Annotated in this window: 15 protein-coding genes; 8 read left to right on the forward strand and 7 right to left on the reverse strand. The window is 67.8% G+C overall.

Annotated features, from left to right (window positions below):
• The 3 genes from atpC to IPI67_40315 all read left to right on the forward strand — a co-directional run bounded on the left by atpC (position 1) and on the right by IPI67_40315 (position 2,250).
• Positions 1-570, forward strand: coding sequence for an ATP synthase F1 subunit epsilon (gene atpC / locus IPI67_40305; protein MBK7586420.1), 570 nt, complete (start codon positions 1-3; stop codon positions 568-570).
• Positions 571-648: 78 nt separating this feature from the next.
• Positions 649-1,335 (forward strand): hypothetical protein, encoded by a 687-nt coding sequence (locus tag IPI67_40310; GenBank protein MBK7586421.1) that lies wholly within the window; start codon positions 649-651, stop codon positions 1,333-1,335.
• 21 nt (positions 1,336-1,356) lie between these two features.
• A complete protein-coding gene (locus IPI67_40315; protein MBK7586422.1) occupies positions 1,357-2,250 on the forward strand; it encodes a diguanylate cyclase in 894 nt (297 codons plus the stop codon).
• A gap of 38 nt (positions 2,251-2,288) precedes the next feature.
• Here IPI67_40315 and IPI67_40320 read toward each other — a convergent pair whose 3' ends face one another.
• The 4 genes from IPI67_40320 to IPI67_40335 all read right to left on the reverse strand — a co-directional run bounded on the left by IPI67_40320 (position 2,289) and on the right by IPI67_40335 (position 5,959).
• Positions 2,289-2,762, reverse strand: coding sequence for a hypothetical protein (locus IPI67_40320; GenBank protein MBK7586423.1), 474 nt, complete (start codon positions 2,760-2,762; stop codon positions 2,289-2,291).
• Complete coding sequence (gene rsmA / locus IPI67_40325) at positions 2,759-3,604, reverse strand: ribosomal RNA small subunit methyltransferase A (protein ID MBK7586424.1); 846 nt, start codon at positions 3,602-3,604, stop codon at positions 2,759-2,761. Before rsmA ends, IPI67_40320 begins: the two co-directional genes overlap by 4 nt.
• Positions 3,605-3,667: 63 nt before the next feature.
• On the reverse strand, positions 3,668-5,263 hold the full coding sequence (locus tag IPI67_40330) for a DUF58 domain-containing protein (protein ID MBK7586425.1): 1,596 nt from the start codon (positions 5,261-5,263) through the stop codon (positions 3,668-3,670).
• An 84-nt stretch (positions 5,264-5,347) separates the two neighbouring features.
• On the reverse strand, positions 5,348-5,959 hold the full coding sequence (locus tag IPI67_40335) for an SEL1-like repeat protein (GenBank protein MBK7586426.1): 612 nt from the start codon (positions 5,957-5,959) through the stop codon (positions 5,348-5,350).
• 64 nt (positions 5,960-6,023) lie between these two features.
• On the opposite strand from IPI67_40335, the gene IPI67_40340 reads away from it, so the two are divergent.
• The 4 genes from IPI67_40340 to IPI67_40355 all read left to right on the forward strand — a co-directional run bounded on the left by IPI67_40340 (position 6,024) and on the right by IPI67_40355 (position 9,970).
• Positions 6,024-7,139 carry an alpha/beta fold hydrolase gene (locus IPI67_40340; protein MBK7586427.1) on the forward strand — a complete coding sequence of 372 codons (1,116 nt, stop codon included), beginning with the start codon at positions 6,024-6,026 and terminating at the stop codon, positions 7,137-7,139.
• Positions 7,136-8,722, forward strand: coding sequence for a hypothetical protein (locus IPI67_40345; protein MBK7586428.1), 1,587 nt, complete (start codon positions 7,136-7,138; stop codon positions 8,720-8,722). The genes IPI67_40340 and IPI67_40345 overlap by 4 nt, the downstream gene beginning before the upstream one ends.
• Before the next feature lie 8 nt (positions 8,723-8,730).
• On the forward strand, positions 8,731-8,913 hold the full coding sequence (locus IPI67_40350) for a hypothetical protein (protein MBK7586429.1): 183 nt from the start codon (positions 8,731-8,733) through the stop codon (positions 8,911-8,913).
• 76 nt (positions 8,914-8,989) lie between these two features.
• Entirely contained in the window at positions 8,990-9,970 is a 981-nt protein-coding gene (locus IPI67_40355; protein MBK7586430.1) for an AraC family transcriptional regulator, read from the forward strand.
• 222 nt (positions 9,971-10,192) lie between these two features.
• On the opposite strand, the gene IPI67_40360 is transcribed toward IPI67_40355, so the two are convergent.
• The 3 genes from IPI67_40360 to IPI67_40370 all read right to left on the reverse strand — a co-directional run bounded on the left by IPI67_40360 (position 10,193) and on the right by IPI67_40370 (position 13,534).
• Positions 10,193-11,113, reverse strand: a complete 921-nt coding sequence (locus IPI67_40360; GenBank protein MBK7586431.1) for a hypothetical protein — start codon at positions 11,111-11,113, stop codon at positions 10,193-10,195.
• A gap of 112 nt (positions 11,114-11,225) precedes the next feature.
• Complete coding sequence (locus IPI67_40365; protein ID MBK7586432.1) at positions 11,226-12,197, reverse strand: AAA family ATPase; 972 nt, start codon at positions 12,195-12,197, stop codon at positions 11,226-11,228.
• The gene (locus tag IPI67_40370; GenBank protein ID MBK7586433.1) at positions 12,194-13,534 is read right to left on the reverse strand and encodes a DUF4350 domain-containing protein; all 1,341 of its coding nucleotides are present in this window, start codon (positions 13,532-13,534) and stop codon (positions 12,194-12,196) included. The genes IPI67_40365 and IPI67_40370 overlap by 4 nt, the downstream gene beginning before the upstream one ends.
• A 172-nt stretch (positions 13,535-13,706) precedes the next feature.
• Here IPI67_40370 and IPI67_40375 point away from each other — a divergent pair, with 172 nt between their 5' ends.
• Positions 13,707-13,892: a hypothetical protein gene (locus IPI67_40375; protein MBK7586434.1), complete on the forward strand. Its 186-nt coding sequence runs from the start codon at positions 13,707-13,709 to the stop codon at positions 13,890-13,892.
• Positions 13,893-14,027: the final 135 nt, after the last annotated feature.

The raw sequence follows: 14,027 nt of genomic DNA on the forward strand, positions 1-14,027 counted from the left end.
ATGACCGCAGCGACCATCAGCCTCGAGATCGTGACGCCCACGGGTGTCGCCCTGAGTGAACAGGTCACCGACTTGACCGCTCCGAGCGTGGAGGGCGAGTTCGGTGTTCTGCCGGCGCACCGCCCGCTGCTCGCCGCGCTCAAGACCGGCATCGTCAGCTATCACATCGACGGACAGGAGCAGCGGGTCGCCGTCGGCTCGGGCTTCGTGGACGTGGCGGATGACCACGCGGTGCTTCTGACCGATCGCTTCATGACCAAGGCCGAGGTCGACCCGGTTCGGGCCCGCCTCGAGCTGAAGGAGGCCGACGAGGGCCTCGACGCCTACGCCGGCGACCCCGGCACGCCGGAGCACGCAGCGCTGATCGCCAAAGAGCTCTGGGCTGCCGTGCAGCTGGAGCTGTACGGCGATCCCCCGCCCGCCACGATCAATACCTTCCAGGAGTTCCAGCTCGTCGCGCACGACAACTACCTGGAGGAGGGCCCCCACTTGGCGGAGGCCGTGGTCGATGAGCTGGCCGAGGCGGACGCTTCGAAGTCCGAGAAGAGCTCGAAGTCCGAGAAGAAGTAGTGCTGACGCCGAGGGGCCGCCTTGCGCGGTTTTCGCCGAAGTTTGCGGCGATCGGCGCGGCATGGTTTAGCATGGCCCATGCGTCGGCTCTGGTTCTGGCTCGCTCCGTGGCTGCTCTTCGCGTGCGCACCCGCGCTTCCGAGTGAGACCCCGCTCGGCGAGGGGCCGCTCGCCAAGGCGGAGCACGCCGCGCGAGAGAAGTCCGAGCAAGCGAACCTCGCCAAGGCAGACTCCCGCTCCGCGGAGGTCGAGCCCAGCGCCGCCGCCGAGAGTCCGCCGGACACCGAGACACCGCCGCCGCCGCCGACCGCCGCCCCCACCGCGGAGGCTCCACCGGTAGCCGGCGAGAAACCTCAGCCCGGAAAAAAGCCGACGCTCGTGGTCGTCTACGCCGGCGAGTACGTGGGCAGTGACACCTCGACCTACAAGTTCTCCGGCGCCGAGCGCAGCGAAAAGGACGACAAGGCCAAGACCCGCGTCAGTGGCGCGGGTCCGGAGATCTCCGTCACCTTCATCGACTCCGGCAATGGCAGCGACATCTGCACGCTCAAGGCGCAGATGACGGGCAAGACCGGCAGCTTCGCCGCGGGACAGAAGTGCTGGGGCACTGACGGTCCGGGCACCGGGACCCTCACGCGCGGGAGCGCCCAGTTCGACGACAAGAAGCTGATCATCGACGCCGACTTCCAGCTGCAAATGGGCGGCGAGGGTGACGCGAACGTGAGCGGGCAGCTTCACTATCGCTTCGAAGGGACGCGCAAGTAGTCAGCAGCTTGGAGCCTCGTCGTGGCGAACTTCGATCAAGAGACCGTCATCACCGAGATCGGAAAACGGCCGCCGGCTGCGCCGCCGGGGAACGACTCGTTGGTGGTGATCTACGCGAAGGAAGAGGCGATGCGCGGCAAGCGCTTCAAGCTCGAGAAGAGCCCGCTGACCATCGGCCGCGTCCCAGACAACGACATCGTGCTGGATGACGATGCGGTTTCGCGGCGGCACGCGCAGGTCGAACAGCGCGGCGAACCCTGGTTCGTCGTCGACGTGGGCTCGCGCAACGGGACGCTGCACAACGAGGCTGAGCTCAAGAAGGAGTGTGAGCTCGGGCACGGTGACCGCATCAAGGTTGGCTCCACGATCTTCAAGTACCTGACCGGAGCCGACGCAGAGAGCGCGTACTTCGAAGAGGTCTTCAAGCTGACGATCACCGACGGGCTGACGCAGGTGAACAACCGGCGGCACTTCGACGAGGCGCTGGAGCGCGAGTTCTTGCGCGCGCGCCGCCACCGCCGGCCTCTCGCGCTCCTGGTGATCGACATCGACTTCTTCAAGAAGATCAACGACGAGTACGGTCACCTGGCGGGGGACCAGGTCCTGCGAGAGCTCGCCCAGCTGGTCTTGGCTCGTGTGCGGCGGGACGAGACCGTAGCGAGGTACGGCGGTGAAGAGTTCGTCGTGCTCTTGCCCGAGACGGCGCTCGACGGCGCCATTTCCCTGGCGGACAACCTACGCGCGCGCATCGCCGCGCACAGCTTCGTGTTTCAGGAGGTCACCATCCCGGTCACCGTCAGCATCGGCTGCGCCGAGTTCCACGAGGATGATGCGACCGCGCCGGATCTCTTCCGGCGCGCCGACGAGAAGCTGTATCAAGCCAAGAAGACCGGGCGAAACCGGGTCTGCTCCTGAGCGCGCTCACGGACGGGCCCGAACGGGTGCGCCCGACGTCAGCGCTTCGAGAGGGCGGCGCGCTCTCGGCGGCGTGAGCGGGCGTCGTAGATGGCGATCGGGCGATCGATGGCGATCTTGCCGTCGACGACCACGCGGATGTTCCAGGTGCCCAGGGGATCGCCGGGGCGGAACGCAATTTCTTGATCGAGCTCCGTGAGGCCCGCGCGTGCCTCGGCATCTCCCAGCTCGACCGCCCGCCCGCGTCCTTTGGGTGCGGGTCGATCGATCTCCCAGTGCACGGCGACCGGCGCTCGCAAGGGCTGGCGGAAGGTCAGGCGAAAGCCCTGGGTTTGTTTGGTGCGGTCGAGAGTGAAGGGGATCTCCTTCCGCTGCTGCACCTGCCCACCGAAGAACACTCCCAGCTCGGCGCGCTCGAGCAGGCCGGGCGCAGGCGCAGGGCGGCTGCAGGCGGGGGCGAGCACGAACATGGCCGAAGCCAGCAGCGCTGCGCGCCTCGACAGGTGTGTCAATGGACGATCTCCTTGGCCATGCGTGCGAACGCGGCCACGTCCAGCGTCTCGCCCCGCAGATCGAGATCGATGCCCGCGCGTTCCGCCGCCGAGGACACCTGCACGTCGTTCTTGCCCATCACCCCGCGCCAGGCGTTTCGCAGCTTCTTGCGTCGCTTGGCGAACGCACCGCGGACGAGGGCCCTGAACTCGGCGGTCTCATCGCTGACTGGAACCGGATGTGGGTCGAGCACGAGCACCGCGGAGTCGACGTTGGGCTGCGGGTGGAACGCTCCGCGCCGGATCACGAAGGCTCGCCGTGGGGTGAACTGCGCCTGCACGAACACACTCAGCGCGCCGTAGCTCTCGTCGCCGGCGCCCGCGGCCACGCGCTCTGCGACCTCGAGCTGCACGAGGTAGACCACGCGGTCCAAGCTGCGGGCGTTGTTCACCGCGAGGGTGAGCAGTGGGCCACTCAAGTGATAGGGCAGGTTTCCGCAGAGCACATGGGGCCGCGGGCGACCCGCCACGAGGGCCGCGGGTTCGATGGTCTTTGCGTCGGCTTCGACCAGCGTCAGCGTGCCTGCGGCGAGCGCCGCCCCAAGCTCGAGCTCGAGCAGCGGAACCAGATCTCGGTCGCGTTCGACCGCGATCACGTGGCTCGCGCGCACGAGCAGCGGTCGTGTCAGGGCGCCGAGGCCGGCCCCAAGCTCGATCACGGTTCCGGCCGGCGGCGTGGTGGCGAGCTCGGCGATGCGCGCAGCCAAGCTGGGGTCCGTCAGGAAGTTCTGGCCGAAGTGTTTCTTCGGGGCCAGCCCTCGCTCCTGCAATAGAGCCCTCGGCCCGCGCTCACGTTCGCTCATCACCAGAGCTTCGAACTAGCGGCACTCGCCCTTGCTTGTCACCTTTGTCGCATGCCGAAGCACTTAGCGAAGCGCAGTCTCCGGGGCATTGGGCTCGGCGGGGCTCGTCACGACGACGGCCCGGGGGGCCGCGCGGTCGACGCGGATCCCCTGGCGGCGGAGCTCGTGTTCGCCGCGCTCTTGCGCCACCAGGGCGCGGACTCGGACCGCATCGCCTACCGCTGCCATCAAGGGGGAGCCGGAGCGTGGAATGCTCTGCTCCAGGCGCATGGAAATCCAGCGCAGATCGATGCTGCGGCGGGGGAATCGCGTGAGCGCGCGGTGCAGGTCCGGGCGCGCTGACAGGTCCGGGGCCACGGACCAGACGTAGGCGATGCTGGCTCGGGGTTTGTCCCGGGCCACCCGCTCGAGGGCGGCGGCGAGACGCGCGTCGGTGCGTGGGCGCTCGGCCTCCAGTCGTGCCGGTGATGCAATGCCGAACGCACTCAGATAACTCCGGAGCACGCGGTCGCGGGCGGACTCGGCCCAGACCTCGGCCGTGGGGAATGGAGACCGCGCTTTCACCCGCTCGACTCTGCGTGCCACGCGATCGAGATCACTCGCTCTGACGCGGCCGGCCGCGGTGGGATCCAGCGGCCGCATGTGTTCCAGCACGCGCATGGATACGTCCATCTCGTCGAGGTCGCTGCGATCGGAGTCATGAGTTCCGGCGGCGTGGGCGAGGGCGACCAAGAGCTCGATGCCGTGCAGTGGGCCGCGTGCGGGCGGCATCCACGCCAGGCGGCGGGCTCCCAGGATCCCGAGCCCCACCCGGTCGCCGCGGCCGAGGTGGCGCATTGCAACCGCCGCCACTTCGTCGATTGCCAGGTCGAGCGGCGCATGACCGGGTTCGCCGGACCACAGCTCCACCGAAGCGTCGAGCAAGATGAAGACGACGTCGCGCTCCTCCCGCTCGTAGTCGCGCACCATCAGATAGCCGCGTCGTGCCGAGGCTTTCCAGGCCACACGCTTGAGGGCGTCACCCGGTCGGTGCTCACGCAGCTCGCGCAACTCCATGCCGTCGCCGGACAGGGGCCCGGGTCGGCCTTCGTTGGCGACCACACGACTGCGTCCGCCGCGGGGCGAGCGCATGGCCAAGGCGAATGGGCGCGGCAAGACCTCGATGCCAAATGGGTTGGCGAACGTGAGGGGCACCTCGAACAGCCCTGGGCTCCCGCGGACCTCCAGCGACAGCCCGTGCAGCCCGTGCCGTCCGACGCGCGGCGCGCGCACGCGCACGATGGCGCGCAGGCGTCCGCCGGCCGGGACTTCGCCCTCGCTAGGTTCGATCTCGACGCTCAGGTTTGGAGAGGCGACGACGCGCAAGCCGACATAACGGGCTGCGCGTGTGTCCCGATTGCGGACCTCGGCCTCGAGCTCGACGGTGTCCCCGCGGGCAATCCTGCGCACCCGAGGCTCACTGCGCCACAACATCTCGAAACCAGCGGCTCGCACGCGTGCGACCCCGAGCTCGGTGACCGCGCGGGCGATGGCCAGCCCCACCAGGAGCGCGCCACCCCACGCGACGATGGCTGCTTCTCGGGCAGCCAGGCCAACGCCGACACACACCACACCCGCGACGGCGAGATCCACTGCGGTCCGGGTGGGGTGCAGGTGCACGCGCCGAGCTTAGAGCCGGTCGCCTGGTTCGCCAAAGGACATCCGGATGCCCCGAGCGCAGCGCAGGTCGGAAGCGCGGTAGGGCTAGTCACCCGCAGGCGGGGGCGCGGCGCAGAAGCCGGTGGTCTTGCCCGCGCACAGCTGCGTCGTCCGTGCATCGAGCGCGCTCGCGGTTTCTAGGTTTTGCTCTACGCCGATGCCGGCACGGTAGAGCTCTGCCAGCTCGTGACAACTCTCGGCATCGCGTGCCAGGCAGCGTTCGTCGAGCAGCGAGACCGCGAGGGAGCGGTGCAGACGCGCCTTCGCGGGGTCGGGTGTGTTTTCGTGCGCGCGCGCAGCGGCCAGACAGGCCGCGGGCTGCCGCCGCGCGCAGCCGAGCTCGAGCTCGCCGATTTGCGCGCTTCCCGCCTCTCGCGGAGCGGGCGGTCGCGAGCTTGGCGGAGGCGCGGGCGCGCTCGGGGCGTCTGGAGCGTTGCCGATGGGCGAGATCGCTCTCGGCTCGAATGGCGCAGACTCTGCCGGCGCGGTCGGCGCGCGCAGCGCTGGCTCGGTACGAGTTGGCACGGGACGAGGTGTGGGCGAGGTGTCGACGCCGTTCCCGCGCCGGGGCGCTGTTCCCTCGGTCAGTGCGGCGATCACACCCACCGCGCTGCCAAGGATGATGGCCACGGTGGTTGGCGAGAGTGCCTTCGACATTCTTCGGTCCGCAATGATCGCACACTGCTGGGGGGGCCGAGTCTGGTAAAACCCAAGCTCGCCAATGTCGGGCTACCAGACCGCACTCTGGGTTGTCGCCGTGGGGCTCGCAATCTGGGCGATGCTCTGGCTGCACCTCAGGTTCTGGGTGCGGCGGCTCTCCGTCAGCCTGCCCTACGCGCTCGAGGAGCGCCTCCGAACCCCCGACGGCGCCCACATCGAGCTCCGGCGTCTGCTCCCGAACGAACCGTCGGCCGGATTGCCGCCCGTGCTGGTCGTGCACGGGGTCGGGGCCAACCATCGCAACAACGATCTGCTCGCCGATCTGTCGCTCGCGCGGCACCTGGCCGAGCGCGGGCGCGACGTCTGGCTCCTGACGCTGCGCAGCGGCGTCGCTGGGCGGTCGCTGAGTGAGACCCGGCGGGTGCGTTTTGGTGCGATGGCTCACCATGACCTCCCGCTTGCCGTCGCAGAGGTCTGCGAGCGCACACACTCCGAGCAGGTCGACTACATCGGGTTTTCGATGGGGGGCATGCTGCTCTACGCCGCGCTCGGTCGAACTCTGCCGTTCGAGCGCGTGCGGCGTGTGGCCATCGTCGGCTCCCCGGCGGTCGTGCGCTCGCCGATTCCGCTGCGCGTGCCCGCATTCATCGGGCGGCTACCGGAGGTGCTGTTCCCGACCTTGCGGCTGCGCTTGGCGGCCCGCGCCGGCGCATTCGCGTCGGAGTGGGTGCGGACGCCGGCGCACCATTTCGTGTTCAATCCCACCAACGTCGCGAAGGGTGTTTCCCGCATCTCGCTGGTCAACGTCATCGAGGACATCCCGGGCCCGCTCAACCGGGAGTTCGCCGCCTGGGCGGCGTCGGCAACGGGCGAGATCACGCTCGACGGTGAGCCGGTGCTCGAGCGCTTGGCTGGCGCGTCCGCCCCCGCGATCTTCTTTGCCGGCAGCAACGATCGCCTGGCGCCGCCGGCCGCGGTGCAGAGAGCCTTTGATGCCTGGGGTGCCGAGACCGGCGTGGAAAAGCGCTGGGTGTTGCTGGGCGTCGCTGCGGGCGCCACCGCGGATTACGGCCACGGCGATCTGGCCGTCGGAGCCCGCGCGGTCGAGGAGATCTTCGGCCCCTTGGCGGATTTCCTGGGTCATCCTGGCGTGGCAGCCGAGCGAGGTCAGGCGTGAGCGTCGTCCGAAGGCTCGCCGCTTTCGTGCTGGGCCTCTCGTTCGCGATCAGCTCGTCGCGCGCGCACGCGGACCCACAGACCTATTCCGCCTACGAGCGGGAGAGCGTCGATGCCGGGCTGAAAGAGGTGAAGGGCGAGCTGGACCCGAACCCCGAAGGCAAACGCATCTCGAGCATCGAGGTGATCACCCTCGACGTGATCGAAGACCGCGACCCGGTCCCGAGCTTCTTCAACGTGTTTCACGCGACGACCTTGAAGGGCGTCGTGCGCGCCGAGCTCTTGTTCGAGGAGGGACAGGTCTACGAGACGCGGCTGATCGACGAGTCGGCGCGCAACCTGCGGAAACGTCGGCAGCTCTCGCTGGTGTTGCTCGTGCCCATGAAGGGCCCCACGCCAGGCACGGTTCGGGTGCTCGTGATCACCAAGGACGTGTGGAGCTTGCGCCTCAACACGAACCTCCAGATCTACCAGGGCAAGCTGATTCGGCTGCTCTTGCAGCCGGCTGAAGAGAACATGTTCGGCACGCACAAGATGCTCGGCGGATTGTTCATCCTCGAGCCGGACACCTACTCCTTGGGAGCGCTGTTCGCGGATCGGCGGGTCGCCGGTAGCCGAATCCAGGCGCTGGTCAGCGCCAACCTTATCGTGAACAGGGACAGCGGCAGGCCGGAGGGTTCGTTCGGCACGTTCTATTACGGTGAGCCATTGACCACCGTCGACACCGAGTGGGCGTGGAAGGCCCTGGTGATCTGGTACGACGAGATCTTCCGCAGCTTCATCGGCACCGAGCTTCGAACCTACGACTCTCCAACCACGGTGGGCGACGACCAGATCCCCTACGTCTACGACGCCGCGCGCTGGTTTTCTGCCTATTCGGTCACGCGCTCGTTCGGCAGCTACCTCAAGAACGACGTCTCGACGGGGCTCGAGATCGACCGCCGGCGATACCGCCTGCGCGACACCGAGAGCTTCGCGCCGAGCGCCGTCCGAGAGTTCGAGTCACGGGCGATCCCGGTCAGCGACACACGTGTGAGTCCGTTCTTGCAGCTCAGAAGCTACCTGTCCGACTACCACCGAGTGCTCGACTTCGAGTCCCTTGCCTTGCAGGAGGACTTCCGGCTGGGGCACGAGGCCGTCGTCCGGGTGTATCCGGCATCGCGCGAGCTGGCGTCCACGCGGAACATGCTCGGGACCTACGCCGCGCTCGGCTACACGATTCCGCTCGGCGACGGCATGGCGCGGGTCATCGCGGCGTCCACCATCGAGAAGTCCACGCGCGCGGCCACCGACGCCACGGCGCAGCTCAACGCCCGCGTGCTGACGCCGCGCCTGGGTTTCGGGCGCTTCGTGTACGACGGCCTGTTGATCAATCACTACGAGAACTACCTGAACGATCAGCTCACGGTGGGCGGGGATGGGCGGCTACGGGGTTACGCTCCCCAGGCCTTCATCGGGAAGGACGTCGTGGCGAGCAACCTCGAGTATCGAACCCGTCCGATTCAGCTCTGGAGTGTGCAGGCCGGCGCGGCTGCCTTTATGACGTGGCCGACGCGTTCGACGGCTTCCGTGACCTGCACCTGAGGCACGGTGTGGGGCTCGGGCTCCGGACGGTGTTTCCGCAGGCTGAGCGCATCGTGTTCCGGGCGGACTACGGCGTCCCGGTGACCTCGAGGGGCCTCACCTTTCCGGGCTCTCTCTTCATCGCCTTCGGGCAGGCCTTTGCCATGCCCGGCCTGCCCAGCCCGTCCCTCGAAACCGAATACCGCGAGTAATTTCGACAATCCGGGGCCGCTGGACGTTCGGGCACGGTTCGACTAAGAATCATGCTCGTTCGTGTCGAGGTGACCTATGCTGACAGCGCCCGTGGATGTTCTGACCGACGTGCTCCAGACCGTACGGGTGTCTTCCGTCTGCTACGGGCGCGTCGAGCTGGGAGCGCCTTGGGGTGTGCAGGTGGAAAAGGCGGAGGCTGCGTCGTTTCATGTGCTCCTGCGCGGGAACGCCTGGCTCGAGGTCGACGGTCGAGCCGAGCCCGTTGCGCTCGCCAGCGGAGATCTCTTCGCGCTGCCGCACGGCCACGCGCACACCTTGCGAGACTCGCCGGACACCGTAGCTCGCCCGCTGTCCGAGGTAGTGACCGTGGGCGGCGCGTGCACCGGGGGAGTGCTCAAGGTCGGCGGTAACGGTGCGGCCGCGACCCTGGTCTGTGGCGCATTCCAGTTCGAGGATCGGCGGCACAACCCGCTCCTCAACGTGCTTCCTCCGCTGGTCTTGATCCGCGGCGAGGAAGGGCGCGCCGTGCACTGGCTGGAGCCGACGCTGCAGTTCATGGCGTGCGAAGCGGCGTCGGGTAGGCCCGGCGCCGAGACCGTGGTCAGCCGCCTGGCGGACATCCTGTTCATCCAGATCGTGCGCGGCTTCCTGGCGTCGACGCCGGAGAGCCAGCGGGGATGGTTGCGTGCCCTCACCGAGCCGCAGATCGGTGCTGCCCTTGGGCTCATCCATCAAGATCCGCGCGAGCCGTGGACGGTGGCCACGCTGGCGTCGAAGGTGGGGATGAGCCGGTCGACCTTCGCGGGGCGCTTCGCGGAGCTGGTGGGTGAGCCGCCGCTCCACTACGTGACGCGCTGGCGCATGCAGCGGGCGGCGTCGCTGCTCAGGGACGGCAAGTCGACGCTGGCGGACATCGCCGATCGCGTGGGCTACGAGTCGGAGGCCGCGTTCAGCAAGGCGTTCAAGCGCTGGGTCGGTGCCGCACCCGGCGCCTACCGCCGGTCCGCGCGGAGCAACGGCGTCACGACGAGCGTCGAGTCTCACGCGTCGCACTGAGGCTTGCGGTGACGGGCGCCGTCGGCGCGCCCGACCCAAAGCGGGAAGTCCTGAACGCGGCCGGCCCTAGAACACCGATCAGCTTGCGCTGCTCGTGTTCTAGGACCTTTACGTTGGGGCTGCGCCCCAAACCCCCGGCCTTCGGCCGTGCGCGCTCCGCGCGCGAGCGCCGAACACCTTGCCAGTCCCGGAAAACAAACGACGTTCAACCTGTTCGGCGCCCTAGGCGGCCCCGGCGCTCGACTTTTCCTCGGTCTTCTTCAGCAGATCGTCGAACGCTTTGTCGTACTCGTCGGCGAGCGTCTGATTGCGTTTGTCCATCTCGTCGAGGAGCTTCTGCGATTCCTGTGTCTCCGACTCGATGCGGGTCTTGGCCTTCTCGGCGGCATCGAGGCGCGCCTGGGCTTTCTTCTTGTCGCCCTCCGAGCGCTTGGCATCTGCAACCGCTGCCTTCGACTCGCTGATCGTGCGCTCCAGGGTGGCCTTCACGTCGTTGCCCTCCGCAACCAGCTCGGTCAGCTCACGCTTGGTCTCTTCGCCGCGCACCCGCACGAGGTAGCTCGTGAGGCTGATTTCGTCGGCCTGTTTTTCGAGCTTCTCGCGGTTGGGTTTGCCGAGGGCGTCCTCGTGGTCGTCGAGGTACTGGTGGGCCTGGTTGCGCTCGCGCACGCGTTTCTCGAGCTGCTTCTCCACCGCCTTGTCGAGGGCCGAGCTGGTCACGCCGAAGAGCTCGACGGTGCAGCCCTTTTGTTTGGCCGTGTACTGCGCCGCGCCGCCAACCTTCTTGTTGATCTCGGCCTTCTCCTCGCCGAAGAACTCGGTGACCGTGTTGGCCTCGTGCAGCCGTTTCACGTACTCGTCGCTGTGTCCCGCGGCGTCGGCGGCCTTGTAGACCTCGAGCACGTCGGCCCAGGCCGGCTTATCGAGCTCGGTGGGATACGAGCCGAACGCGCCCATGGTGCTACGCGCTTTGCCCTCGGCCTCCGCGTACCGGACCCGGACGGCGGCGATCGCGTCGGGATAGCGTGTTGCGTAGCCCGCCTGGTCGCTAGACGGAGTGGTGATGCGTGCGTCACCTTGTTTCTGACAACCGCCCAGGCTCGCGACGAGGCAGAGGGCGATGAACGTTAGCCGGCTCGACATGGCCGAAGAGTAGACCCGGGGCGACCCGCTCCGGTCAACCCGACGGAACCGAAGGTCGTGCCGGGCCAGCCCTCGAACACGCGCCTGCGCGGCGGAAATTGGCGCGAGAAGATCAGACCGGACGCACGGCGCGGCGGTGTCCGACCTTGGCCAGCGCCTCCTCGACGATTGTGGCTCGGGCTCGCGAGTCTCCCTCGAGCTCTGGCACCAAGATGAGCCGATGGGACAGCACCGACACTGCAACCTGGCGCACGTCGTCGGGTGTGACGAATGGCCGGCCCGACAGGACCGCGTTGCTCTTGGCTGCACGGATGAGGTTCAACGACGCGCGCGGCGACGCGCCGAGCACGACGCGGGGGTTCGTGCGTGTGAAACCGGTCAGGGCGACGGCGTACTCGAACAGGTCTTCCTCGACGTGCACGCGCGCTGCGATGGACTGCACCTGCTGCACGTCGGCGGGGCTGAGGGTGGCGTTCGGCTCCGGCGCAACCACGCCGTGGGTGCGCAGCATGGCGACCTCGTCCTTTGCGGACGGGTAACCCATCGAGACCCTGACCAGGAAACGATCGATCTGGGCTTCGGGTAGGGGATAGGTGCCCTCGAGGTCCACCGGGTTTTGCGTCGCCAACACAAAGAACGGATCCGGGAGCTCGAAGCGATCGCCCTCGATGGTGACCTGTCGCTCTTGCATGGCCTCGAGCAAAGCCGACTGGGTCTTGGCCGGGGCGCGGTTGATCTCGTCCGCCAAGACGACGTTGGCGAAGATCGGGCCGGGCCGTAGCTGGAACGTGCCGTCGCGCGGATTGAGCACGTAGGTTCCGGTGATGTCCGCGGGCAAGAGATCTGGGGTGAACTGGATGCGCCGCACGCTGCAGCCCAGCGTGGTCGCGAAGGCCTTCACGAGCGTGGTCTTGGCGACGCCGGGAACGCCCTCGAGCAGAACGTGTCCTCGGGCGAGCAGCGCGACGAGCAACAAGTCGACGGGGCCCGAGTCGCCGATGTAGACGCGCGTCACTTGACGGCGCACGTCCGAGAGGCGCTCGCGGACGGCCTCGATTTCGCTCACCTGCAGTGCGTGACTCACGACGGATCCCTCGGGGCTTTGGCTTCGGCAAGGATTGCTAGCACCGCTCGCCGGGTTCTCTCCACGGTTTCCTGCGTTACCTTGTAAGGCTGGGTCGCGGCGACGGCGGTTTCGGCGCGCCCGAGCTCGACGAGCAGGCGGCGGAGCTCCGTCAGGCTGGGGGAGCCGAGGAGCCCACGCTCTTCGACCGCTGCAACCAGCACTGCGCTGCTCGACCAGGCCTGGAGCCCGAGCTGCTCCGCGAGACCTTCTTCGAGGGCGCTCTTCAGCTCCAGAAGTGCGAGTGCTCGGTGGGTGGTGGGCGCGCCGAGGACCGCTGCCCTGCCGGCAACACCGCCTTGAGCGACGAGGGGGTGCGTCGCGGCGTAACGTGGTGGATGTCGTCGGTAGACCTTCAGCGAGGCGTTGACCGTCCAGGCGAGGGTCCCGACGCCGGCCAGCACCGACAGCATGATGGCCAAGATGTCCGGCAGACCGTCGTCGTGCATGCCGAGCACCAGGTCCTGCAGGCCATCGAGCTGGTCCTTCACTTCTTGGCCGAGGCTCGTGCCACCCCCGAACGCACCCCGCTGTTTGAACTCGTTGGCGAGCACGTAGAGCTTGCCGCCGCGCTGGCCCCAGCTGTCGTCCTCGACCAGGTAGTCCACCAGGCCCTCGGTGAAGGCGCGATTGCCTGGATAGCGCAGCATGAGGTTGATGCAGACCGACGGGTCACCCATGGCGAACAGCCGCCCGCGGTTCACGATGATGCCGGTCAACGCCAAGGTCGCATCCGGCTCGCCGAGCGCCGGGATCTTCAACACCGGCGTGAGGTTCGGGTGGGTGAAGGCCGTGGGGTGATTGGTGACCACCTCGCGGACCTGGGCGACGATCGGATGACGGCCTTGTTCCTGCCCGGCAACCAGCTGCACGGCGGGTACCGCGATCGCCAGATTTGCGTTCTGACGCAGTGCGCGAGCCGGGCGGAGCGGGCCAGCCACGCGTTTGATCTGAAAGCGCGAGAGCAGCAGATCGCCTTTCCCGAAATCGTCCAGCACCGCGATCCGGCCGCCTGCCCGCAAAAATGCGCTGGCTTCGTCGTATTCGACGTCGACCGCCGGGTGCAAGATCAGCAGCCCATCGGCCGGACGCAGGCGTTCCCAGTCCAAGACGGCGACGATTTCGACGCGTGAGCTGCCGAGTCGGGTTCGAGCCAGCGCCAACAGCTCACTCGTCCCTTCCCAGGTCGAGTCGTTGTAATCAAACGCGGCCGCTCTTGCGTACCCAGGCCACAAAAGTCCGACTAACACCGGGATGAGCGCGATCAGCCGGTGGCAGGTCGGTGAGCGGGCGGTCATCCAGTGCCCGACGCTATCACGCCCCCTGGAGCGTCGAACGGGCGCGCCGAGCTCCCAGAACCGGGTTCGCAAAAACTTCGCGGTTTCCTTAACTTGACCCGAGCGGTGGGGGAGCTAGATTGAACGCATTGGTCGGGACACACTGCCCGAGCAGGGCTGAATCGAGGCCGCAATGCTACCCCCCTTCATCATCGACCAAATTCGTCGGCGCGAAGAGGAAGAGCAGCGGCGTCGAGACGAAGAACAGCCGCGGCTCGAGCTCCCCATCGATGCCATTCCTCCGCGGCGCCCCCCCGAGGCCGAGCGCGAGGAAGAGGACGACCGCGAGCGCGGCGTGATCATCCTGGATCTGGTCTGAGGGCGGCGGAACTTCCGCAGGTCCTCGGGGCTCGTTCCGGCGCCTCGGCGTAGTTTGCCGGTTCTCGGCGCCGAACTTGGGTAGGGCGCTGAAACTGTCGCGGATCCGCGGTGACTTGACTAGGCTGCGCCAGCC

The sequence above is a fragment of the Myxococcales bacterium genome (genome assembly GCA_016706225.1).
In the GTDB taxonomy this organism is placed as follows: domain Bacteria; phylum Myxococcota_A; class Polyangia; order Polyangiales; family Polyangiaceae; genus JADJKB01.

Bases quoted from the DNA above. Each gene is read 5' to 3' on its own strand.
- atpC (MBK7586420.1), top strand. From the start codon at position 1: ATGACCGCAGCGACCATCAGCCTCGAGATCGTGACGCCCACGGGTGTC.
- IPI67_40310 (MBK7586421.1), top strand. From the start codon at position 649: ATGCGTCGGCTCTGGTTCTGGCTCGCTCCGTGGCTGCTCTTCGCGTGC.
- rsmA (MBK7586424.1), bottom strand. From the start codon at position 3,604: ATGAGCGAACGTGAGCGCGGGCCGAGGGCTCTATTGCAGGAGCGAGGG.
- IPI67_40335 (MBK7586426.1), bottom strand. From the start codon at position 5,959: ATGTCGAAGGCACTCTCGCCAACCACCGTGGCCATCATCCTTGGCAGC.
- IPI67_40340 (MBK7586427.1), top strand. From the start codon at position 6,024: ATGTCGGGCTACCAGACCGCACTCTGGGTTGTCGCCGTGGGGCTCGCA.
- IPI67_40355 (MBK7586430.1), top strand. From the start codon at position 8,990: ATGCTGACAGCGCCCGTGGATGTTCTGACCGACGTGCTCCAGACCGTA.
- IPI67_40360 (MBK7586431.1), bottom strand. From the start codon at position 11,113: ATGTCGAGCCGGCTAACGTTCATCGCCCTCTGCCTCGTCGCGAGCCTG.
- IPI67_40370 (MBK7586433.1), bottom strand. From the start codon at position 13,534: ATGACCGCCCGCTCACCGACCTGCCACCGGCTGATCGCGCTCATCCCG.
- IPI67_40375 (MBK7586434.1), top strand. From the start codon at position 13,707: ATGCTACCCCCCTTCATCATCGACCAAATTCGTCGGCGCGAAGAGGAA.